The sequence below is a fragment of the Streptomyces sp. NPDC041200 genome (assembly GCF_055591805.1).
The window spans coordinates 96,456-116,794 of the sequence record NZ_JBVIZF010000003.1; the positions used below are offsets into that span (position 1 = coordinate 96,456).

The following is a 20,339-nucleotide window of genomic DNA, read 5'->3' on the forward strand; positions in this document are numbered from 1 at the left end:
GGGCGGCCTACCGTGGAATGCGGAGGTGGTCGCCGTGAGGGAGCCGACAGCCGTGCCCGTGGCCGACCGGATCGAACGTGAGACATACGTCTCCGCCCCCATCGACCGCGTCTGGCGGGTGCTGACCACGCCGGAGCACATCCGTACCTGGTATGCCCCCGGCGGCTGTGAGATCGACCCGCGCCCCGGCGGCACCGTCCGCTTCCGCTGGGACGAGCACGGGGAGTTCCACGGCCGGGTCGAGCAGGCGGTGCCCGACGCCCTGTTCCGCTTCCGGCTGGCCCACGCGCCCGACCGCGCCCCGGTCGGTCCCGGCCAGGCCACCGTGGTCGAGTTCACGCTCTCCCCGGAGGGCGCGGGCACCCGCCTCCGCCTCACCGAGACCGGTATCCGCGCGCTCGACCTCCCGGACGACGCCAAGGCCCGGCACGCCGAGTCCGCCGCCCTGGCCTGGACCTCCGCGTGCGAGGAGCTGGCCGCGCTGGCCGCCGCCTCGCACAACTGAGGCCACAGGTCACCGTTGTGTCGCAGTCAGCACCGGAGATGGGGAGGCGGCCCGGCGCGGCCGTGACGGCTCGTAGACTGCCTTCTCGTGGATACGACGCTCCAGGACCCTCTGGTCGGGCAGGTGCTCGACGGCCGATACCGCGTTGAGGCGCGCATCGCCGTCGGCGGGATGGCGACGGTCTACCGGGCCGTCGACACCCGGCTCGACCGCGTACTCGCCCTGAAGGTGATGCACCAGAGCCTCGCCTCGGACACCGCCTTCGTGGACCGCTTCATCCGCGAGGCCAAGTCCGTCGCCAGACTCGCGCACGCCAATGTGGTCGGCGTCTACGACCAGGGCACCGACGGCGCGCACGTCTACCTCGCCATGGAGTACGTCGCCGGGTGCACCCTGCGTGACGTCCTGCGCGAGCGCGGCGCCCTCCAGCCGCGTGCCGCGCTGGACATCCTGGAACCGGTGCTCGCCGCGCTCGGCGCCGCCCACCGGGCGGGCTTCGTCCACCGCGACATGAAGCCGGAGAACGTGCTGATCGGCGACGACGGCCGGGTCAAGGTCGCCGACTTCGGCCTGGTCAGGGCGGTGGACACCAACACCAGCGCCTCGACCGGGTCCGTCCTGGGCACCGTCTCCTACCTCGCGCCCGAGCAGATCGAACACGGTACGGCCGACACCAGAGCCGACGTCTACGCGTGCGGTGTGGTCCTCTACGAAATGCTCACCGGGTCCAAGCCGCACGGCGGCACCACCCCGGCGCAGGTCCTCTACCAGCACCTGCACGAGGACGTCCCGCCCCCGTCCGCCGCCGCGCCCGAGGTCGCGCCGGAGCTGGACGCGCTGGTCGCCTCCGCCACCGCGCGCGATGTCGCCCTGCGCCCCGCCGACGCCGTCGACCTCCTCGGCCAGGTGCGGACGACGCGGGCCGCGCTCACCGACGTACAGCTGGACGCCGTACCGCCGCAGGCCCACGAGGAGCCGCCCGGGGGCGGCTCCGAGGACCGTACGACGGTGATCCCCCGCCCTGCCGGGGCCGCCGCCTCCGGCCAGGACGACCTGCACCACACCAGCCGCCTGGACCTCCCCCCGGAGCCGCGGCGCCGTATGCCGCGGCGCGGAGTGGTGACCATCGTCGCCGCCGTGCTGCTGGCGCTCGGCATCGGCGCCGGGGTCTGGTACATCAGCGCCGGGCAGTTCACCAATGTGCCGTCCGTGCTGAAGATGAACCGCGCTGACGCGGAGAAGAAGCTGGAGAGCGCCGGTCTGGAGGTGAAGGTCGTCCAGGATTACAGCGACGTCGTCGACAAGAACAGGGTCATCAGCTCCAAGCCCGGCGTCGGCGAACGCATCCGCTCCACCGGCACCGTCACCATCCACGTCTCCCAGGGGCCGCCGCGGGCCGAGGTGCCCAATGTGGTCGGCCGTCCGCTCACCGAGGCCAAGCAGAAGATCGCCGACGCGGGGCTGAGGGTGGGCACCGTGACCAGCACCTTCAGGAACGAAACCCCGCAGAACACGGTCATCTCCACCACTCCCGGCCCGGACTCCGTCCGCCGCCCCGACACGGCCGTCGACATCCTGGTCAGCAAGGGCGAGCGCATCGAAATCCCCGACCTCACCGGCGACGACCCGGCCGACGCCCGCTCCGAACTGCGCGAGGCGGGCTTCAAGGTCAAGTTCGCCGAGCGCCGGATCTTCTCCGAGGAGGACCGGGGCACGATCGCCGCCCAGTCCCCGGAGGCGGGATCCGACGGCGCCAAGGGCGACACGGTGACCCTCACCCTCTCCAAGGGCCAGCAGATGATCGAGGTCCCGGACGTCAAGGGCGAGAACATCGACGACGCGAAGCAGGAGCTGGAAGACCTGGGCTTCACGGTGAAGGTCGACAAGCCGCTGCTGTTCCCGGGCGACACCGTGAAGGACCAGTCGGTGTCGGGCGGCGACAAGGCGCCGAAGGGAAGCGAGATCACGATCACGGTAAAGGGCGGCGTATTCTAGCCCCCTCTTCCAGCCCCCGTCCCGCTGCGCGCGGGTCGGGGGCTGCTGAGTACCCGTACTCATGAAGGCGTCCCGCCCGCTTCCCTAGGATGATCGCTCGATCACTGTGAGTCGTGTGATGCGGCAGGGGAGGAAGCGCACATGTCTGACGGCATGCCCAACTGGGGGCCAGGCGGTTCAGGAAAGCTGAAGTCCGACAAGACCGTATGGACGACAGCGGGCAGGGATGTCGGCAAGCTTCGGGGGAACATCAGGACCGCCCTCACGAAGCTGGAGGAAGAGCAGAAGGGCCTCGGCGCGGGCAGCGAAACCGGTGGCGGCACCAAGAGCGGGGCGGCCCAGCGGGATCTGTACCACTCCTGGACGCGCTACTTAAAGGGCGTGAGTGGCAAATGCGGCACCCTCCAGGACCGGCTGGAGAAGGCCGGGGACGGTCACTACAAGAACGACGAGGCCACCAAGCACACCTTCGATCGGCTGGACGGCCGGTACGCGGACACAAAGCCGCTCGGCGGCGAGAGCCGGGGCAGGTGACGCGGGCCGGTGGACTACGAGACCCTCAAGTCCCTCAAGCCCTCGGAGTTCGAGGACGCCGCGAACGGCTATCAGAACGTCAGCAACATGGCCGACCACGCCAGGGAGAGCGTCGAGCGGCGGATCGCCGGAAAGATGCAGGCGGCCTTGGAGGGCGAGGCCGCTTCGGCAGCCCTCACTCAGCTGCGGGCATTAGGGCAGAACTTTCATTACATCCAGGTTGAGTGTGGTCTCGCCAGTACGGCGCTGAACGCCATGGCGAGCGACTTCCGGGCAGCGAAGACCCGCCTCGACTCCGCTGTGGCGGATGCGCATGAGCAGAAGCTCACGGTGAACGCGGATGGCTCGGTGAGCTATCCGGCGGGAGGCGAGAAGGGCGAGGACGGCAAGACTCCGGAGGGCGGAAAGGTCTCCGGCATCGCAAACGCCTCGTCGAAGGGCCCCCTCACAGACGCCGGTGATGCGTCGGATACGGCCAAGTCCGTCGCCCGACAGGCAGCCAACTTCGACCCCAACCCGAACCACGCCCGGGCCCTGGAGTGCGCCAACCGCATCGCCCAGGCGCTCCAGGAGGCGACGGAGGCCGACGAGCTATGGGCCCCGAAGCTGCGGTCACTGAAGGCCGACGATGATCTGACGGTCTCCGCCGACGACTGGATTGACGCCAAGAAGGACACCAGGGGCGTTCGCACGGGCGCGAAGGACTATCTGGACGCCATCAAGGACCGGCCCGAGAACGGCGATCCCAAGCTGACCGCCGAGTGGTGGAAGGGCCTGTCCAAAGATCAGCAGAACGCCCTGCTCGCCCTGGATCCGGCTGGCCTGGGCAAGACGGACGGGCTTCCCGCCGACGTGCGTGACGAGGCGAACCGCACCGTACTGAGCGAGGCACGTGCCCAGTACCAGACAGAGCGGAATGCGATCCCTCCCGAGCCAGCGAAATACAAGACCGTCGGCCCCAAGGCCGAGTCGGTGTACAACGATGAATGGCTCGCCTGGCATAACAAGTACGAAGCTCGCGCCAAGGGCTTGGACAAAGCGTTGGCCGGTATAGACAACATCGAGAGGCGCTTCGAGAGAACTGGGACAAACCACCTTCCCGAGGCGTATCTCCTCGGCTTCGATCCCTTCGCGAATACCGACGGAAAGGTCATTATCGCCAACGGCAATCCGGATACCGCGGACCACACCGCAACCTACGTACCGGGCTCAAGGACGGACCAGACCAATATCGAAGACGAGCTGGATAAGAGCGAGAAATTGTGGCGGGAAGGCAGCCGCCAGTCACCCAACGATTCCGTGTCGACGATCACATGGTTCGACTACAATGCGCCGCGCTCAGCGGAACCCGTATACCAAAACGACTGGGTGCCCGAAGCCATGCACGATGACAAAGCGACTGAAGGCGCTCCCCGCCTCCGACAGTTCCTCGACGGAAACGCGGCGGCACATGAGATGGCCACGGGGGAAAAAGGGCACAGCACGCTCATCGGCCACAGTTACGGCACCACGGTCATAGGTGACGCCGCCAAGGTCGATCCTCCCTACTATGAGGGCTGGGCGGGCAATCCCCTGCCGGTGGATGACGTGATGACGGTAGCCAGCCCCGGCGTGCAGGCAAGGTCGCCCGGCGACGTGGGCCTCGACCCCAAGCACTTCTGGGCGATGGCCTCCCCGGACGACACCGTACCGGACTGGGGCAGAAAGGCCGGACTTGGCGCGGACGGGATCGTTCCCACGGATGCGGAGTTCGGCGGCAATATCATGACGACGGACACCGAAGGCCATGGCGGCTATTGGGATTACAAGGACAATGGGGCCTCAAAGAGTCTGACGAATCAAGCCAACGTCATTGTGGGCAGGTATAACGACGTCAAACTGAAGCAGGAGGCTCCCGAGTAATGCTGCCTGACGGAAGGAAGGCCTACGCAACCCTGGCGCTGCTGAGCGCCCTGATGCTGACGGTGGGGTGTTCCTCGATGGACGAAAAGTCGAGCGGACTGGAATACGAGCCACAGGTTCGCAAAAGTGGAGCAGTAGAAGAGGAAGTCGGCACACTGTCCAGCAGGCTGCTTGAGGACCTGAAAATCAAGGGGAAGGTGACCGACATCGCCCCGATGGCCAGCTCCTGCGACGTGGGTGACGGCGACACGAAAAAGTATCGCGTCGTTCGGCATCCCTGGTCTATTTACGACGTGGACAACGAGACCCTAGAGAAGGGCATGCATAACCTTGCGGCGCAGTTGCCCAAGAAGGGGTGGCGAGTCGTGAAGGACGGCCCGGACTCGAGCAAGAATCGAAACCGAGAGATTCTGGCCGTTCACACCAAAACTCACACCCAGATGGAAGCCACGTGGATGAAGGGGCTCGACGGCCACGAACCGATCATCTCGTTCTCCGTGTACTCCCGGTGTTTCCGCGACCCCGGCCGGTCCTCCTGACCGAGGCCCCCGGCCGGGCTGGGATGCTGGAGGGGTGAGTACGAACCGCAGTCGCAACCCCATCGGCGGGCACATCCGCGTCGCCGGTGGCCTCGCCGCCACCGGCCTCCCGCACGCGCAGCGCATCGGCGCCGAAGCCGTGCAGGTCTTCGTCGCCAACCCGCGCGGCTGGGCCACGCCACCCGGCACACCGGCCCAGGACGAGGCGTTCCGCGCCGGGTGCGCCGAGCAGTCGGTGCCGGTGTACATCCACGCGCCGTACCTGATCAACTTCGGTTCGCACACCGAGGCCACCGCCACCCGCTCCGTCGATTCGCTGCGGCATTCGCTCCGCCGCGGCCGGGACATCGGGGCGCTCGGGGTCGTCGTGCACACCGGTTCGGCGACCGGCGGGCGGGCGCGGGGGACGGCGATGGCGCAGGTGCGGGAGCGGATGCTGCCGCTGCTGGACGAGCTGACGCGGGACGACGACCCACTGCTCCTCCTGGAGCCGACGGCGGGGCAGGGCACGTCGCTGTGCGCGCTCGTCGAGGACCTCGGCCCGTACTTCGAGGCGCTGGACCGGCACCCCAGGCTCGGCGTCTGCCTCGACACCTGCCACGTCTTCGCCGCGGGGCACGACCTGGCCGCCCCCGGCGGGATGAAGCAGACGCTGGACGAGCTGGTGGACGTCACCGGCAAGGGACGGCTGAAGCTGATCCACGCGAACGACTCCAAGGACGTGGCTGGCGCGCACAAGGACCGGCACGAGAACATCGGCGCCGGGCACATCGGCGAGGAGCCGTTCCGGGAGCTGTTCACGCATCCGGCCACCGAAGGGGTCCCGCTGGTGGTCGAGACGCCGGGCGGAGCCGACGGGATCGAGGGGCACGCGGCGGACGTGGCCCGGCTCAAGGCACTGCGGGACGGATAAAAAGCGCCGCACACCCATGGAGGAATACCCCTAGGGGGTATAGCGTTCTCTCGTCGCAAGGGTCCGCTACTACCCCCTGGGGGGATTCGACATGGATCGTCACACGGAGCACCACGCGAACCACGCGCACCACAACCACACCCACACACCCGCCAGTTGGCCCATGGCCGCCCAGGCCACCCTGCACTGCCTCACCGGCTGCGCCATCGGCGAGATCCTCGGCATGGCCATCGGCACCGCACTCGCCTGGCACAACGCCCCGACCATGGTCCTGGCGATCCTGCTCGCCTTCGTCTTCGGCTACGCGCTCACGATGCGCGGCGTCCTGCGCGCCGGGCTCGACCTGCGGAGCGCGCTACGGGTCGCACTGGCGGCGGACACCGTCTCGATCGCGGTGATGGAGCTGGTGGACAACGGAACGCTGCTGCTGTTCCCGGGCGCGATGGACGCGACCCTCTCCGACGCCCTGTTCTGGCTGAGCCTGGCCCTCTCCTTCGCGGTCGCCTTCGCCCTGACCACCCCGGTCAACAAGTGGATGATCGGGCGAGGCAAGGGCCACGCGGTGGTGCACCAGTACCACTGAGAACCGGCCCGCTCACCCCTCCCCCGGCGCCTCCGCCTCCAACACGGCGAGCAGATCGTCAAGCACCGGCAGCGCCCGCTCCAGCGCCGTGCGGCTCGACGGATCGAGGCCGTCCAGCGCCCGGCGCAGGGCGGCCGTGCTGGTGCGGTCGTAACTGTCGAGCATCTCCAGCGCCTTCGGGGAGGCGGCGAGCCGGACGGTGCGCAGGTCGACGGTCGAGGGCGTGCGCTCGACCAGACCGGCGGCGGTCATCGTACGGACCAGATTGCTGACGGTGGACGGCGCGACCCGCAGCCGGGACGCGACCTCGCGCGGGGTCGCGTCACCCTCGGCGAGCACCCGCAGCAGCTCGATCTGGGCCTCGGGCAGCTCGGGGAGCCCTGCGGTGTGACGGGTGCGCAGGACGGCCCTGCGCAGGGGGCCGAGGAGTCGGCCGAACTCGGTCGCGGTGTCCATGGACCCATTCTGCCCGGACAGACAGTTTTGCCGCAAAATAGTTTTGGTGCAAAATAGATGGCGCAGCCGCCCACACCCCCCCGAGGAGGCAGACCATGACCACCGTCGCCCACCCCGTCCCCCCGCAGGACCTCACCGGGATCGTCGGCCACCGCTTCATCTACACCTACGCCAACGGCTGGCAGTACGAGATGTACGTGAAGAACGACCACACCATCGACTACCGCATCCACTCCGGCATGGTCGGCGGCCGCTGGGTCAAGGACCAGCACGTCGATCTGGTCCAGCTGGACGACGACAGCTACAAGGTCTCCTGGAACGAGCCCACCGGCACCTCCGTCTCGGTGAACGTCATGCCGCGCAAGCGGCGTCTGCACGGCGTGATCTTCTTCCCGCACTGGGTCGAGGAGCACGGCGAACGCACCGTCTGCTACCAGAACGATCACCTCGACGCGATGCGCGCCTACCGCGACCAGGGCCCGACGTACCCGGTCTACGTCGTGCCCGAGTTCGCCAGGATCACGCTCTTCGAGCACGTCGGCGCGGACGACGAGTCGGTCATCGCGGTGGCGCCAGGCGCCCTCCCCGAGGGCTGGTCCAGCCGCACCAACTGAGCAAAGGCCTACAGCTCGGGGCCGTCGCCCGGCTCCTCCTGGTACGTGTAGCGCTGCTCGCGCCACGGGTCGCCGACGTTGTGATAGCCGCGCTCTTCCCAGAAGCCGCGCCGGTCGGCGGTCATGTACTCGACGCCGCGGACCCACTTCGGGCCCTTCCACGCGTAGAGGTGCGGCACGATCAGCCGCAGCGGAAAGCCGTGCTCGGCGGTCAGCAGCTCGCCGTCCTTGTGGGTGGCGAACATGGCCGCCTCGGTCATGAAGTCCGTCAGCCGCAGATTCGAGCTGAAGCCGTATTCCGCCCACACCATGACGTGCGTGACGTCGGGCGACGGCGGCGCGAGCTTGATGATCTCGCTCGCCGCGACACCGCCCCATTCCGCGCCCAGCATGGAGAACTTGGTGACGCAGTGCAGATCGGCGACGACCGTCGAGTACGGAAGGGCGGAGAACTCCTCATGCGTCCAGCAGTGCTTCTCCCCGTCCGCGGTCGCGCCGAAGACGCGGAACTCCCAGCGGTCCGGACGGAATTTCGGGACCGGCCCATAGTGCGTAACCGGCCACCCGCGCTGCAGTCGCTGACCCGGAGGCAGCTGCGCAAGCTCTCCCTCACGGTGCTCCGACTGACCCATGGACTCCATGCTCTCAGACCGCCGGGGGTGGTCGGGACCAGGGCGTGCGGCGGCGGGGCGGCGGCACGGCAACTCGTGGTAAGCGTGCCCTTGCTGGACGCCCGAGCTGCGGCGATGCAACGATGCCGGAACCTGGCATTCCCCCTTCTGATGGGAAGGAGCCCCTTCGATGCAGGGCGACCCCGAGGTTCTGGAATTCCTCAACGAGCAGCTGACCGGCGAGCTGACGGCCATCAATCAGTATTTCCTGCATTCGAAGATGCAGGACAACAATGGCTGGACACGGCTGGCCGCATACACCCGGTCGGAGTCGTTCGATGAGATGAAGCACGCGGAGGTGCTCACCGACCGCATCCTCCTTCTGGACGGCCTCCCCAATTACCAGCGGCTCTTCCACGTCCGGGTGGGGCAGACGGTCACCGAGATGTTCCAGGCCGACCGGCAGGTGGAGGCCGAGGCGATCGACCGCCTCAAGCGCGGCATCGAGGTGATGCGGACCAAGGGCGACATCACGTCGGCCAACATCTTCGAGAGCATCCTCGCCGACGAAGAGGAGCACATCGACTACCTCGACACCCAGCTCGCACTGATCGAGAAGCTGGGTGAGGCGCTCTACATCGCCCAGCAGATCGAGCAGCCGGGCAGCTGACCCGCGCCGGGCGCTGAGCGCTAGGCGGCTTCGGCGGCCTCTACCCCGGCCACGACCTCGACCGCCGCGGTGGGCAGCGTGACGGGCTCGAGCGGTGTGTCCCGGCGCGGGCACGCGCCACGCCCCAGCAGCGCCTGGATCTTGCGCACGCAGGAACCGCAGTCCGTGCCCGCCTTGCAGGCACCGGCGATCTGGCGCGGTGTGCACGCGCCCGTAGCCGCGTGCTCGCGCACCTGCTTCTCGGTGATCCCGAAGCATGAGCAGACGTACACGGGCAGACTCTCCAGCGTTGATCGGTGAGGTTACCCTTACCTTACCCGCCATGCCGGAGCCTTACAACGGCGAGGGGCGCGGATCGATGTGATCCGCGCCCCACCTGCGTAAACGATCTCGAACGGACCCTTACGGCCCTTACTGGTCCCGGTACATCTCCGCGACCAGGAACGCCAGGTCCAGCGACTGGCTGCGGTTCAGCCGGGGGTCGCAGGCCGTCTCGTAGCGCTGGTGCAGATCGTCGACGAAGATCTCGTCGCCGCCGCCCACGCACTCCGTGACGTCATCGCCGGTCAGCTCCACGTGGATGCCGCCCGGGTGGGTGCCCAGCTCCTTGTGGACCTCGAAGAAGCCCTTGACCTCGTCCAGCACGTCGTCGAAGCGGCGCGTCTTGTGGCCCGACGCGGCCTCGAAGGTGTTGCCGTGCATCGGGTCGCACACCCACGCCACCTGCGCACCGGACGCGGTGACCTTCTCCACCAGGTGCGGCAGCTTGTCGCGGACCTTGTCCGCGCCCATGCGGGTGATGAAGGTGAGGCGGCCCGGCTCCCGGTCCGGGTCGATCTTCTCGATCAGCGTCAGCGCCTCTTCGGGCGTGGTCGTCGGGCCCAGCTTCACGCCCACCGGGTTACGGACCTTCGACGCGAACTCGATGTGCGCCCCGTCCAGCTGCCGGGTGCGCTCGCCGATCCACACCATGTGGCCGGACACGTCGTACAGGTCGCCGGTCCGCGAGTCGGTACGGGTCATCGCCGACTCGTAGTCCAGGAGCAGCGCCTCGTGCGACGAGAAGAACTCGACGGTCTTGAACTCCTCCGGGTCCACCCCGCAGGCGTTCATGAAGTTCATCGCGCGGTCGATCTCGCGCGCCAGCGCCTCGTAGCGCTGACCCGACGGGGACGACTTCACGAAGTCCTGGTTCCAGGCGTGCACCTGCCGCAGGTCGGCGTAGCCGCCGGTGGTGAAGGCGCGGACCAGGTTCAGCGTCGAGGCCGACGCCTGGTACATCCGCTTCAGGCGCTGCGGATCCGGGATCCGCGCCTCCTCGGTGAACTCGAAACCGTTGACCGAGTCCCCGCGGTACGTGGGCAGGGTCACCCCGTCGCGGGTCTCGGTCGGCTTCGAGCGCGGCTTGCTGTACTGCCCGGCGATCCGGCCGACCTTCACCACCGGGACGGACCCGGCGTAGGTCAGCACGGCGCCCATCTGCAGGAGCGTCTTCAGCTTGTTACGGATCTGGTCGGCACCCACGGCGTCGAAGGCCTCGGCGCAGTCGCCGCCCTGCAGCAGAAACGCCTCACCCCGGGCCACGGCCCCCAGGCGGTGCCGCAGCTGGTCGCACTCGCCCGCGAAAACGAGCGGCGGATAGGCCTCGAGCTCAGCGATCACATCGCGCAGAGCCTCTTGGTCCGGCCAGTCAGGCTGCTGCGCCGCGGGAAGGGACTGCCAGGTGTTGCCACCGGCGTGGGATTCAGCGTTCACGGTCACCCGGACAAGGTTACGGGGTCTTCATCCGTGTCCAACCCGCGGCCCAAGCTGTGAGACGCCCCGCCTCACGCTTTGAGCTCGAACCACACCTTCTTCCCCGGCGCCCCCGTGTTGCGCTCCACGCCCCACGCGTCCGTGACCTGCTCCACCATCGTCAGGCCCCGCCCGTTCTCGTCCCACGGCCCCGCCACGCGCCGCACGGGCACGTCAGGCGAGGCGTCGCCCACCTCGACCCGCAGCTTGCCCTCCTGCGCGAGCAGCACCACGGTGCAGCTCCGGCCCGGCACGTGCTTGATCACGTTCGCGAGCAGCTCGGTCACGGCCAGCCCGGCGGGCTCGGTCAGGTGAGGCATACCCCACATGGCCAGGTACGTACGGACAATACGCCGGATGTGGCAGGCCGCACGCGCGGACAGCGCGGTGAAGGTCAGGTGGTAGTGGGGCGGCGGGTACGCGATGTCTTCGTTCACGCCACAAGGGTGGATCCAGACGATTACTGTGGGCTACCTCAAGAACACAACGTGCTGGTTGTTGGGGACTGTCATGCCGCACATCCGAAAGCTGGACCCGGCTACGTCTCCGACGCATCACCTCGGCGCGGAGCTACGCCGATATCGCGAAGCGGCGGGGATGACGCAGGACCAGCTGGGCGGGAAGGTCTACTGCACCGGCTCGCTCATCGGTCAGTACGAGACCGCCAAGAAGATCCCCACCCGGCGCTTCACGATGCAGCTCGACGACACGCTGGGCACCGGCGGGGCGTTGTTGCGGCTGCTGGAGATGGCGCTGTGCTTCCAAGTGCCACTGCAGGCCCAGGAAATTGCCGACTTGGAGGCGGAGGCCACGCAGGCGTTCTTCTTCGAGCCCTCGGTGGTACACGGTCGTCCGCAGACCAAGGAGTACGCACAGGAGGTACTCGGCGTCCTCCGCAAGGACGACCTCGATAGCCGGTTGGCGAACCGCTTGGAACGTCAGCTCATCCTGGCGCGGCAGAATCCGGCGCTGATCTGGGTGGTGCTCGGCGAGGCCGCGCTGTCCATCCAGGACTCGGCCAAGCTGATCACCCGCGTGATGGAGGAACGCTATGGAACGCAGTCCTGAGTGGCGCAAGTCCACCTACAGCGCCGACCAAGGCGAATGCGTGGAGGTTGCCGAGATACCCGGCCAGATGGCCATCCGCGACTCCAAGAACCCCGACGGGCCCGTCCTGGTCCTCTCCCCCGCCGCCTTCGGCGACTTCGTCACCGCCGCCGCGAACGGCACCCTCTAAAACGACCGTGACCGCCACCCCACACACGGGCGGCGGTCACGGACACCGCGCTACTTGCTGATGTGCTCCATGCACAGCGTGAACTGCGGCCTGCCGTTCCGCGTCAGCTGGTACGTCGCGTACTGCGGATCGCAGCTGTAGTCCAGCGCCTCACGCTGCTTCACCTTGTAGTCCGCGGTGGCGCCACCGCAGTCCACGATGGTGAGGTCCGGGTCGCTCTCGGAGCCCTTGTTCTGGAGGCAGTCACCGACGTCGGCGGCGGACGCGCTGGTGCTGTCCGTGTTGGCCGGGCCGGTGTCGGGGGTGTCGTGGCCCAGCAGCCCGTACCAGACGCCGTAGCCGATCAGCACCAAGGGGATGACGATCATCTGGATCTTCGTCTTGGTGCTGAAGCGGCTGAAGAAGCCGGGCCGGGGCGGAGGCGGCGGAGCGGGCGTGCCCGGGTAGCCCATACCGGGCTGGCCGTACGGCGGCTGCTGGCCGTACTGGGGCTGACCGTACGGGTACGGCTGCTGCGCCGGGTAGGAGGGGCTGTGGCCGCCGGGCGGCGGTGCGTTCGTGGACAGAGCGGTTCTCCCCGTTGATGAGCATGGCGATGACCGCGCATCAGACCGAGGCGCGGGCCCTGTAACGTAACGGCCCCCACTGACACCCCGGGCGCCCGGGGTCGCGGCCTTCACACCCCGCCCACACCCACCCCCCGCGCAAGAGCGGCTATTCGGGCTTCCTGGGGCCACTTACGGCCATGCCGTGGGGAAACCGCGATGGAACCGTGGGCTCCTCGGACGCTGTCGGGTGACCGGCCCAACCGAGCCGGTCGCCCGATGCGTACGACGTCCGAAGGAGTGCCCCATGAGGAAGCTGCTCCGCCGCGGTGCCGCCGCCTTCGCGGCCGCCGCCTCGCTCGTACTGATGTCGCTCAATGCCACGCCCGCTCAGGCGGACTCGTCGGCCATCCCGTCCGGGATGACCTGGACCGTGCTCGCCAAGGGCGACGGCACGGTCCGGGTGGGCGCCGACTCCGCGACCGACCCGTACTACGGCGACACCGTCGCCACCGCGACGCTCCCCATGCTCTGTCTGAGAGTGAACGGCAGCGGGGTGCCGAGCGGGATCACGCCGGACTTCTACGCGGGCTGGGCCCGCGGCACCGTGGCGGCGACGCCGCCCGTGCTGGGCAAGTCACTGACCAGCCGGGCGGCGGCGGATGCCGTCTGTGCGCAGTACTACGGCGCGGACTGGCGGATGGCCGAGTTCCACGCCGGCCGGTACGGCGCGAACCTGGAGGCCAGCGGTGGCTGGTCCTTCTGGGCGTACGGCTACGTCCCGGACGGCACCCGCTTCTGGGCGGCGATCGACGACCAGCCCGCCAACCCCTGGAACTGAGGGCAGCGCTCCTTGTCGCGATGAGTTCCGGCCGGGGCGCGAGTCTCTTCAGGTGAGCGCCCCGGCTCGAGACACCGCGGAGGACACCATGACGACCACGCCCGGCAACACGAGCGGCAAGCCGACGGTCGCCGACCTGGCCACCTGGCAGGCGGCACGCGACGAGCTGCTGGTCCGCGAGAAGGCGCACACCCGGGAGGGCGACGCGATCGCCGCGGCCCGGCGGCGGCTGCCGATGGTCGAGATCGACGGCACGGTCGAGGTCACCGGGCCCGACGGCCCGGTCCCGTTCGTCGATCTCTTCCAGGGGCGCGACGAACTCGTCGTCTACCAGCACATGTGGCACGACGGCGCGCCCCACCAAGGGCAGTGCGAGGGCTGCACCACCACGGCCTGGCACCTGAAGGACGCCGTCTACCTCAACGCCCGGGGCGTCTCGTTCGCCGTCCTGACCTCGGGCCCCTGGGACGAGGTGGCGTCCTACGTGGCGTTCATGGGGTACACCCAGCCCTGGTACTCGGTCCGGGGCGTGGCGGCGCCGGTCGGCGGGGAGATGGGGCACCTCGTCTGCTTCCTGCGCGACGGCGACCGCGTGTTCCTCACGTACTCCACGACGGGCCGTGGCAACGAGCCGGTCAACCCGTCCCTCGGCCTGCTCGACATGACGCCCTACGGCCGTGGCGAGGAATGGGAGGACACTCCCGGGGGGTACCCGTCCACGGACCGTCCGGCTTGCTGGTACTGGCGCTCGGACGCCGACGGCGTCGCCACCTGGGGGCCGACCAGCCGTCCCGTCCCGCAGTGGACCCGGCCCGGCGCGACCCCCGTGGAGACCCTCGGCCGCCGCGGCCACCACCACTGATGCGCCTGCCGCGCTCTGGGGTAGAGTCCTGACCATGTTCGCGCGACTGACCATGACCTGGTGGTGGACCGCTCATCCGGCGGCCCACTGAATCGCGCGCACTGACACAGACACACGCGAAGGCCGCCCGAGGGGCGGCCTTCGGCGTTTCCGCGGGTCGTTCCTCCTCCCCCTCCCTCCGGAAGGAAGACCACCCGCCATGACGCACCACGATGCCCGGACCGTCGTCGCCCGGCTGCTCTCCGACGACTGCCCGCCGTTCGCCCTGCTGCACCGCCGCACGCCAGGACATGCCCCCGACATCGTCGAAGTGCTCATCGGCCCGGCCGGTGAGGTGGAGCGGCTGACCGACATCCCGCTGCCGACCGGCGCGCCGGAGGGCGGGGAGACGGTGAGCGACGCGCTCGCGCTGGTGCCGTTCCGGCAGATCCGGGAGCGCGGGTTCGACGTCCGGGACGACGGGACGCCGCTGGCCGTGCTGCGGCCCGAGGAGACGTACAAGCTGCCGCTCGCCGAGCTGCTGGACGCGCTGCCCGCGCACGCCGTGCGGGTCGAGGGCGGGCGGTTCGACGTCGGCGACGACGCGTACGCCGAGATCGTGAGCCGGGTCATCGAGGACGAGATCGGCACCGGGGAGGGCGCCAACTTCGTCATCCGACGCACCTTCGAGGGGGAGATCCCCGGCTTCGCGAGTACCGACGCGCTCGCGCTCTTCCGGCGGCTGCTCGCCGGTGAGCGGGGCGCGTACTGGACGTACGTCGTACAGCTGGACGGCGGGCGGACGCTGGTCGGGGCCAGCCCGGAGGTGCACGTCCGGATGTCCGGAGGGACGGTCGTGATGAACCCGATCAGCGGGACGTACCGCTATCCGGAGGGCGGGGCGTCGGTGGACGGGCTGCTGGAGTTCCTGCACGACCCCAAGGAGGTGGAGGAGCTGTCCATGGTCGTCGACGAGGAGCTGAAGATGATGTGCACCGTCGGCGACATGGGCGGGGTCGTGGTCGGGCCACGGCTCAAGGAGATGGCGCACCTGGCGCACACCGAGTACGAGCTGCGGGGGCGGTCGTCGCTGGACGTGCGGGAGGTGCTGCGGGAGACGATGTTCGCGGCGACCGTCACCGGCTCGCCCGTGCAGAACGCGTGCCGGGTGATCGAGCGGTACGAGCCGGGTGGGCGTGGGTACTACGCGGGGGCGCTCGCGCTCATCGGGCGGGACAGCGGGGGCGCGCAGACCCTCGACTCGCCGATCCTCATCCGGACCGCCGACATCGGCGCCGACGGCACGCTGCGGGTACCGGTCGGGGCGACGCTGGTGCGTCACTCCGACCCGCGCGGCGAGGTCGCCGAGACGCACGCCAAGGCGGCCGGGGTGCTCACCGCGCTCGGCGTGCGGGAGGCCCCCGTGCGGTCCGGCGCGGGCCCTCGGCCCCGGCTCGCGGACGACGCGCGCGTGCGGGCGGCGCTGGACGCGCGGCGGGCCGACCTGGCGCCGTTCTGGCTGCGGATGCAGGCGGCTGAGCGGCTGCTGTCCGGGGATGCGCTGGTGATCGACGCCGAGGACACCTTCACGTCGATGCTGGCGCATCTGCTGCGGACGGCGGGGCTGACGGTGACGGTGCTGCGCTACGACGAGCCGGGCGTCCGGGAGGCGGCGCTGGCCCACGACGGGCCGGTCGTGCTCGGCCCCGGGCCGGGGCACCCTGGTGACGCCGCGGACCCCAAGATGCGGTTCCTGCGGGGGCTGGCGGCGGAGTTGGTGGCCGAGCACCGGCACGGGCTGCTCGGGGTGTGCCTCGGGCACGAGCTGCTCGCGGCGGAGCTGGGGCTGGAGATCGCGCGGAAGGCGGTGCCGTTCCAGGGGGCGCAGGAGCGGATCGACTTCTTCGGGCGGGAGGAGACGGTGGGGTTCTACAACACCTTTACCGCGCGGTGCGATGAGGGGGTGGAGGCGGAGTTGGCGATGCATCGGGTGGAGCTGTGCCGGGATGTGTCGACCGGGGATGTCCACGCTCTGCGCGGGCCGGGGTTCGCGGGGGTGCAGTTCCACCCGGAGTCGGTGCTGTCGCTGGATGGGGCGAGGCTGGTGGCGGAGCTGCTGGCCGCGGTGAGCGTGTAGTTTCCCCCACCCCCGCCCCTTCCCGAGCCCGGGGCTCCGCCCCCGAACCCCCGCTCCTCAAACGCCGGAGGGGCTGGAGGTGGGGCATCTCCGCCCCAGAACCCCGCTCCTCAAACTTCCCCCAGCTACCGCTGGGAGGTGCCCCCAGGGGGCTGGGGGTGGGGCATTGGCCGGTGGTCAGATCCGCCTGGTTGTGGGCAATCGTTCCGCCGGGGGGGCACCTCCCAGCGGTAGCTGGGGGAGGAACGGGTGGGCACAACCCGGCCACCGGCCCGCACCCGGCAACGAAACCCCGGGCCCGGCAGCGCGCCCCCGGCCCCCGGCCCCCGGGCCGGGGGCCGGGGCGGAGTCCCGGTTCGGGGAGGGGCGGGGTGGGGCGCGGGTTCGGGCCCGCGCCCCCGGCCCGGGGGCGTCGGCACAGCCGCCGTGACCGGGTCAGCCGAAGAAGACCTCCGCTTCCGCGTACAGGGACGGGTCCACCGTCTTGAGGCGGGCCGTCGCTTCGGCCAGGGGGACGCGGACGATGTCCGTGCCGCGCAGGGCCACCATCTGGCCGAAGTCCTGGTCACGGACGGCATCGATCGCGTGCAGGCCAAAACGGGTGGCGAGCCACCGGTCGAAGGCGCTGGGGGTGCCACCCCGCTGGACGTGGCCGAGGACCGTCGTACGGGCCTCCTTCCCCGTGCGCCGCTCGATCTCCTTCGCCAGCCACTCCCCGATCCCGGAGAGCCGGACGTGCCCGAAGGAGTCCAAGGACTCGTCCTTGAGGACGGCGTCGCCGTCCTTCGGCATCGCGCCCTCCGCAACCACCACGATCGGCGCGTAGCGGATCTTGAAGCGGGATTCGACCCACGCGCAGACGCGGTCGACGTCGAAGCGCTGCTCGGGGATGAGGATGACGTTGGCGCCCCCGGCAAGCCCCGCGTGGAGGGCGATCCAGCCCGCGTGGCGGCCCATCACCTCGACGACCAGGACCCGCATATGGGATTCGGCGGTGGTGTGGAGGCGGTCGATCGCCTCCGTCGCGATGTTGACGGCCGTGTCGAAGCCGAAGGTGTAGTCCGTGGCGGAGAGGTCGTTGTCGATGGTCTTCGGGACGCCGACGCACGCGATGCCGTAGTCGCCGGAGAGCCGGGCGGCGACCCCGAGGGTGTCCTCGCCGCCGATCGCGATGAGCGCGTCGACCTCCTGCTTGGCCAGGGTCTCCTTGACCCGGCGGATGCCGTCCTCGGCGTTGAAGGGGTTGGTGCGGGACGATCCGAGGATGGTGCCTCCGCGCGGCAGGATGCCGCGTACCGCGCGGATGTCGAGGGGAACGGTGTCGTTCTGGAGGGGACCGCGCCAGCCGTCCCGGAAGCCGACGAAGTCGTAACCGTATTCCTGCACGCCCTTGCGCACGACGGCGCGGATGACCGCGTTGAGCCCGGGGCAGTCGCCGCCGCCGGTGAGCACTCCGACCCGCATCCTTTTCATCCCTTCTGCCGCTGAAATCCCGGAAATCCCGAGATGGGGCCCGGTACGGGGCCACGCTAACGGTGATCCAGGTCACAGGGGATGGGGCGGATGGTGATTCCTGTGGATAACAAGGGAGTTGGGCGGGAAGTTCACCCGTTCGAGCGGACGGGCCGCCAAGACGGACCGCCCAAGGGATCAGGCGTCGTCCAGCCCGGCCTCGATGGCGTACCGCACCAGCTCCACCCGGTTGTGCAGCTGGAGCTTGCCCAGGGTGTTCTGCACATGGTTCTGCACGGTGCGGTGGGAGATCACCAGGCGCTCGGCGATCTGCTTGTACGAGAGCCCCTTGGCCACCAGCCGCAGCACCTCCGTCTCCCGCTCGGTGAGCTGCGGGACGACCGGCTTGTCGGCGGTGGCGGGGGCGGGCTCGCTGGCCAGCCGCCGGTACTCGCCGAGCACCAGCCCCGCGAGGCCCGGGGTGAACACGGCGTCGCCGACGGCGGTACGGCGCACCGCGTCCAGCAGTTCTTCGGTGCTGGACGACTTCAGCAGATAGCCGGTCGCGCCGGACTTGACCGCCTCCAGGACGTCCGCGTGCTCACCGCTCGCGGAGAGCACCAGCACCCGCAGCTTGGGCTGGGCGGCGACGACCTCCTTGCAGACCTCGACGCCCGGCAGCCCGGGCAGGTTGAGGTCGAGCACCAGGACGTCGGGCTCGGCGGCCTTGGCCCGGCGGACCGCCTGCGGCCCGTCCCCGGCGGTGGCGACCACGTCGAACCCGGCCTCGGCCAGGTCGCGGGCGACGGCGTCGCGCCACATCGGATGGTCGTCCACCACCATCACCGTCACCGGCCGTTCGGCTTCCCGGAGGTCGTCGGTCATCGTGCGGTCGTTCCCTTCGTCGTCACGGCAGGCTTCGGAACCGTCAGCTCCACTTCGGTGCCCTGCCCCGGCGCCGAGATCCACTCGGCGGTGCCGCCGAGGTCCCGCAGCCGCCCCCGGATCGACAGGGCAACGCCGAGCCGCCCCTCCCGCTCGGCGTCGGCGAGCCTGCCCTCCGGGATGCCCGGCCCGTCGTCCCGGACGGTGACCATCACCGCGCTCGGCTCGTCCTCCAGCAGGATCCAGGTCCGCGCCCCCTCACCCGCGTGCACCCGCACATTGTCCAGCGCGGCACCGACAGCGGCCGCCAACTCCCCCGCCGCGGCCGCCGCGAGGAGCACCGGGGCGCCCGGTTCGGAGAAGGTGACCTGGGACCCGGCGTGCGGGGCGAGCAGAGCCCGCACATCGCACGGCTCGTCGGCGTCCTCGGGCAAGGCGTCCACGGGAGCGCACGGCGGTACGGGGGTCGTGGCGTCCGTCCGGTCGTCAGCGGCGTCACCCGTACGGGCGTCCGCCGCACCGCGCGGCGGGGTGACCAGACCGGTGGCCACCAACGACCGCAGCGCGATCTCCTGCTCCCCCGCCATCCGGCCCAGTTCGGCCGCCTCGCCGCCGATCGCCGCGCCTCGCCGCTGCACCATGGCCAGCACCTGGAGCACGCTGTCGTGGATGTCCCGGGCCAGCCGCTCCCGTTCGCGGGTCGCCGCCTCGATGCGCAGCGCGCGCTCCAGGGTGCGTTCACTGGCGCGGGCGACCTCCACGACGTACCCGATGGCCACGCTCGCCACCCACACCAGCATCAGCATGTGGACGGTGTCCTGGGCGAACCCGCCGCGTTCGATGATGTTGGCCGCGCACACGACGGTCGACGCCCACGCGGCCCACCGCCAGCCGCCCTTGATGGCGAAGCCGAGGACCGCGCCCGCCGTCCATATGGAGGGCAGCGTGGGCGTGCCCTCGACGATGCGGTCGTGGGTGTCGACGAGCGGGGTGAGCAGGATGCCGGTGATCGCGACGCCGAGGTCGCCGATCAGGAAGCGCCGGGTGCAGCGCTCGGCCGAGGAGACCATGCGGAAGGTCAGCGCCGTCCACAGGGTGAGCACCGCCATATAGGCGGCGGCGCCCAGCGGATGGTCGTAGTCGTGGAAGGAGTAGACGAAGAGGCAGAGCGCGTAGACCAGGGTGAGCACCCGATAGGCCGTCAGTGCCTGCCACAGCGGCTGCTCCACGGACATGCGTACGACACGCTCGCGCTTGGGCTGCAGCGCCAATTCCCCCCCACCCC

The 20,339-nt window shown here is 69.7% G+C and carries 24 protein-coding genes; 15 read left to right on the forward strand and 9 right to left on the reverse strand.

Translation table 11 applies throughout. From position 1 onward, the window contains the following. Positions 1-34 precede the first annotated feature (34 nt). The 7 genes from ACZ6CL_RS10060 to ACZ6CL_RS10090 all read left to right on the forward strand — a co-directional run bounded on the left by ACZ6CL_RS10060 (position 35) and on the right by ACZ6CL_RS10090 (position 6,971). Positions 35-505: an SRPBCC domain-containing protein gene (locus ACZ6CL_RS10060; protein WP_468933564.1), complete on the forward strand. Its 471-nt coding sequence runs from the start codon at positions 35-37 to the stop codon at positions 503-505. An 87-nt stretch (positions 506-592) separates the two neighbouring features. Continuing rightward, on the forward strand, positions 593-2,500 hold the full coding sequence (pknB, locus tag ACZ6CL_RS10065; RefSeq protein ID WP_468933567.1) for a Stk1 family PASTA domain-containing Ser/Thr kinase: 1,908 nt from the start codon (positions 593-595) through the stop codon (positions 2,498-2,500). A gap of 141 nt (positions 2,501-2,641) precedes the next feature. Continuing rightward, entirely contained in the window at positions 2,642-3,034 is a 393-nt protein-coding gene (locus ACZ6CL_RS10070) for a hypothetical protein (protein ID WP_468933570.1), read from the forward strand. Between the two features lie 9 nt (positions 3,035-3,043). Beyond that, complete coding sequence (locus ACZ6CL_RS10075; protein WP_468933571.1) at positions 3,044-4,936, forward strand: alpha/beta hydrolase; 1,893 nt, start codon at positions 3,044-3,046, stop codon at positions 4,934-4,936. After that, positions 4,936-5,475 carry a hypothetical protein gene (locus ACZ6CL_RS10080; RefSeq protein WP_468933573.1) on the forward strand — a complete coding sequence of 180 codons (540 nt, stop codon included), beginning with the start codon at positions 4,936-4,938 and terminating at the stop codon, positions 5,473-5,475. The genes ACZ6CL_RS10075 and ACZ6CL_RS10080 overlap by 1 nt, the downstream gene beginning before the upstream one ends. A gap of 34 nt (positions 5,476-5,509) precedes the next feature. Next, a complete protein-coding gene (locus ACZ6CL_RS10085; protein WP_468933575.1) occupies positions 5,510-6,388 on the forward strand; it encodes a deoxyribonuclease IV in 879 nt (292 codons plus the stop codon). Positions 6,389-6,479: 91 nt separating this feature from the next. Beyond that, on the forward strand, positions 6,480-6,971 hold the full coding sequence (locus tag ACZ6CL_RS10090; protein WP_468933578.1) for a DUF4396 domain-containing protein: 492 nt from the start codon (positions 6,480-6,482) through the stop codon (positions 6,969-6,971). A gap of 12 nt (positions 6,972-6,983) precedes the next feature. Here ACZ6CL_RS10090 and ACZ6CL_RS10095 read toward each other — a convergent pair whose 3' ends face one another. Then, a complete protein-coding gene (locus tag ACZ6CL_RS10095) occupies positions 6,984-7,427 on the reverse strand; it encodes a MarR family winged helix-turn-helix transcriptional regulator (RefSeq protein WP_468933581.1) in 444 nt (147 codons plus the stop codon). 95 nt (positions 7,428-7,522) lie between these two features. On the opposite strand from ACZ6CL_RS10095, the gene ACZ6CL_RS10100 reads away from it, so the two are divergent. Continuing rightward, complete coding sequence (locus ACZ6CL_RS10100) at positions 7,523-8,041, forward strand: phenolic acid decarboxylase (RefSeq protein ID WP_468933584.1); 519 nt, start codon at positions 7,523-7,525, stop codon at positions 8,039-8,041. 8 nt (positions 8,042-8,049) lie between these two features. Here the strand turns inward: ACZ6CL_RS10100 and ACZ6CL_RS10105 are convergent, their stop codons facing one another. Continuing rightward, positions 8,050-8,673 carry a sulfite oxidase-like oxidoreductase gene (locus ACZ6CL_RS10105; RefSeq protein WP_468933586.1) on the reverse strand — a complete coding sequence of 208 codons (624 nt, stop codon included), beginning with the start codon at positions 8,671-8,673 and terminating at the stop codon, positions 8,050-8,052. A gap of 169 nt (positions 8,674-8,842) precedes the next feature. Between ACZ6CL_RS10105 and bfr the strand changes: the two genes are divergently transcribed. Continuing rightward, on the forward strand, positions 8,843-9,322 hold the full coding sequence (gene bfr, locus ACZ6CL_RS10110) for a bacterioferritin (protein WP_468933589.1): 480 nt from the start codon (positions 8,843-8,845) through the stop codon (positions 9,320-9,322). Positions 9,323-9,342: 20 nt separating this feature from the next. Here the strand turns inward: bfr and ACZ6CL_RS10115 are convergent, their stop codons facing one another. From ACZ6CL_RS10115 to ACZ6CL_RS10125, 3 genes are all read right to left on the reverse strand, one after another. Then, positions 9,343-9,594 carry a (2Fe-2S)-binding protein gene (locus ACZ6CL_RS10115; protein ID WP_468933592.1) on the reverse strand — a complete coding sequence of 84 codons (252 nt, stop codon included), beginning with the start codon at positions 9,592-9,594 and terminating at the stop codon, positions 9,343-9,345. Between the two features lie 139 nt (positions 9,595-9,733). Continuing rightward, positions 9,734-11,083 carry a class II 3-deoxy-7-phosphoheptulonate synthase gene (locus ACZ6CL_RS10120; RefSeq protein ID WP_468933595.1) on the reverse strand — a complete coding sequence of 450 codons (1,350 nt, stop codon included), beginning with the start codon at positions 11,081-11,083 and terminating at the stop codon, positions 9,734-9,736. A 65-nt stretch (positions 11,084-11,148) separates the two neighbouring features. Further along, complete coding sequence (locus ACZ6CL_RS10125; RefSeq protein WP_468933598.1) at positions 11,149-11,553, reverse strand: ATP-binding protein; 405 nt, start codon at positions 11,551-11,553, stop codon at positions 11,149-11,151. Between the two features lie 73 nt (positions 11,554-11,626). On the opposite strand from ACZ6CL_RS10125, the gene ACZ6CL_RS10130 reads away from it, so the two are divergent. Then, on the forward strand, positions 11,627-12,184 hold the full coding sequence (locus ACZ6CL_RS10130) for a Scr1 family TA system antitoxin-like transcriptional regulator (RefSeq protein ID WP_468933601.1): 558 nt from the start codon (positions 11,627-11,629) through the stop codon (positions 12,182-12,184). After that, entirely contained in the window at positions 12,168-12,353 is a 186-nt protein-coding gene (locus tag ACZ6CL_RS10135) for a DUF397 domain-containing protein (RefSeq protein WP_468933604.1), read from the forward strand. Before ACZ6CL_RS10130 ends, ACZ6CL_RS10135 begins: the two co-directional genes overlap by 17 nt. A gap of 50 nt (positions 12,354-12,403) precedes the next feature. Here the strand turns inward: ACZ6CL_RS10135 and ACZ6CL_RS10140 are convergent, their stop codons facing one another. Further along, entirely contained in the window at positions 12,404-12,805 is a 402-nt protein-coding gene (locus tag ACZ6CL_RS10140; protein WP_468933607.1) for an LppU/SCO3897 family protein, read from the reverse strand. 400 nt (positions 12,806-13,205) lie between these two features. On the opposite strand from ACZ6CL_RS10140, the gene ACZ6CL_RS10145 reads away from it, so the two are divergent. The 4 genes from ACZ6CL_RS10145 to ACZ6CL_RS10160 all read left to right on the forward strand — a co-directional run bounded on the left by ACZ6CL_RS10145 (position 13,206) and on the right by ACZ6CL_RS10160 (position 16,717). Further along, positions 13,206-13,739: a hypothetical protein gene (locus tag ACZ6CL_RS10145; RefSeq protein ID WP_468933610.1), complete on the forward strand. Its 534-nt coding sequence runs from the start codon at positions 13,206-13,208 to the stop codon at positions 13,737-13,739. Between the two features lie 88 nt (positions 13,740-13,827). Continuing rightward, a complete protein-coding gene (locus ACZ6CL_RS10150; RefSeq protein WP_468933613.1) occupies positions 13,828-14,601 on the forward strand; it encodes a DUF899 domain-containing protein in 774 nt (257 codons plus the stop codon). Between the two features lie 34 nt (positions 14,602-14,635). Beyond that, the gene (locus tag ACZ6CL_RS10155; protein WP_106516695.1) at positions 14,636-14,692 is read left to right on the forward strand and encodes a trp operon leader peptide; all 57 of its coding nucleotides are present in this window, start codon (positions 14,636-14,638) and stop codon (positions 14,690-14,692) included. A gap of 108 nt (positions 14,693-14,800) precedes the next feature. After that, a complete protein-coding gene (locus ACZ6CL_RS10160; RefSeq protein ID WP_468933616.1) occupies positions 14,801-16,717 on the forward strand; it encodes an anthranilate synthase family protein in 1,917 nt (638 codons plus the stop codon). A 435-nt stretch (positions 16,718-17,152) separates the two neighbouring features. Here ACZ6CL_RS10160 and ACZ6CL_RS10165 read toward each other — a convergent pair whose 3' ends face one another. From ACZ6CL_RS10165 to macS, 3 genes are all read right to left on the reverse strand, one after another. Next, on the reverse strand, positions 17,153-18,181 hold the full coding sequence (locus ACZ6CL_RS10165; RefSeq protein WP_468933619.1) for a 6-phosphofructokinase: 1,029 nt from the start codon (positions 18,179-18,181) through the stop codon (positions 17,153-17,155). Positions 18,182-18,367: 186 nt separating this feature from the next. Next, positions 18,368-19,054: a response regulator gene (locus ACZ6CL_RS10170; protein ID WP_468933622.1), complete on the reverse strand. Its 687-nt coding sequence runs from the start codon at positions 19,052-19,054 to the stop codon at positions 18,368-18,370. Further along, positions 19,051-20,289 (reverse strand): MacS family sensor histidine kinase, encoded by a 1,239-nt coding sequence (gene macS, locus ACZ6CL_RS10175; protein WP_468935168.1) that lies wholly within the window; start codon positions 20,287-20,289, stop codon positions 19,051-19,053. The genes ACZ6CL_RS10170 and macS overlap by 4 nt, the downstream gene beginning before the upstream one ends. Positions 20,290-20,339: the final 50 nt, after the last annotated feature.

What these genes read in the sequence shown, in the direction of transcription:
- ACZ6CL_RS10070 (WP_468933570.1), top strand. Translation starts at nt 2,642, where the DNA reads ATGTCTGACGGCATGCCCAACTGGGGGCCAGGCGGTTCAGGAAAGCTG.
- ACZ6CL_RS10080 (WP_468933573.1), top strand. Translation starts at nt 4,936, where the DNA reads ATGCTGCCTGACGGAAGGAAGGCCTACGCAACCCTGGCGCTGCTGAGC.
- ACZ6CL_RS10090 (WP_468933578.1), top strand. Translation starts at nt 6,480, where the DNA reads ATGGATCGTCACACGGAGCACCACGCGAACCACGCGCACCACAACCAC.
- ACZ6CL_RS10095 (WP_468933581.1), bottom strand. Translation starts at nt 7,427, where the DNA reads ATGGACACCGCGACCGAGTTCGGCCGACTCCTCGGCCCCCTGCGCAGG.
- ACZ6CL_RS10100 (WP_468933584.1), top strand. Translation starts at nt 7,523, where the DNA reads ATGACCACCGTCGCCCACCCCGTCCCCCCGCAGGACCTCACCGGGATC.
- ACZ6CL_RS10105 (WP_468933586.1), bottom strand. Translation starts at nt 8,673, where the DNA reads ATGGGTCAGTCGGAGCACCGTGAGGGAGAGCTTGCGCAGCTGCCTCCG.
- bfr (WP_468933589.1), top strand. Translation starts at nt 8,843, where the DNA reads ATGCAGGGCGACCCCGAGGTTCTGGAATTCCTCAACGAGCAGCTGACC.
- ACZ6CL_RS10130 (WP_468933601.1), top strand. Translation starts at nt 11,627, where the DNA reads ATGCCGCACATCCGAAAGCTGGACCCGGCTACGTCTCCGACGCATCAC.
- ACZ6CL_RS10135 (WP_468933604.1), top strand. Translation starts at nt 12,168, where the DNA reads ATGGAACGCAGTCCTGAGTGGCGCAAGTCCACCTACAGCGCCGACCAA.
- ACZ6CL_RS10140 (WP_468933607.1), bottom strand. Translation starts at nt 12,805, where the DNA reads ATGGGCTACCCGGGCACGCCCGCTCCGCCGCCTCCGCCCCGGCCCGGC.
- ACZ6CL_RS10145 (WP_468933610.1), top strand. Translation starts at nt 13,206, where the DNA reads ATGAGGAAGCTGCTCCGCCGCGGTGCCGCCGCCTTCGCGGCCGCCGCC.
- ACZ6CL_RS10150 (WP_468933613.1), top strand. Translation starts at nt 13,828, where the DNA reads ATGACGACCACGCCCGGCAACACGAGCGGCAAGCCGACGGTCGCCGAC.
- ACZ6CL_RS10160 (WP_468933616.1), top strand. Translation starts at nt 14,801, where the DNA reads ATGACGCACCACGATGCCCGGACCGTCGTCGCCCGGCTGCTCTCCGAC.
- ACZ6CL_RS10165 (WP_468933619.1), bottom strand. Translation starts at nt 18,181, where the DNA reads ATGCGGGTCGGAGTGCTCACCGGCGGCGGCGACTGCCCCGGGCTCAAC.
- ACZ6CL_RS10170 (WP_468933622.1), bottom strand. Translation starts at nt 19,054, where the DNA reads ATGACCGACGACCTCCGGGAAGCCGAACGGCCGGTGACGGTGATGGTG.
- macS (WP_468935168.1), bottom strand. Translation starts at nt 20,289, where the DNA reads ATGTCCGTGGAGCAGCCGCTGTGGCAGGCACTGACGGCCTATCGGGTG.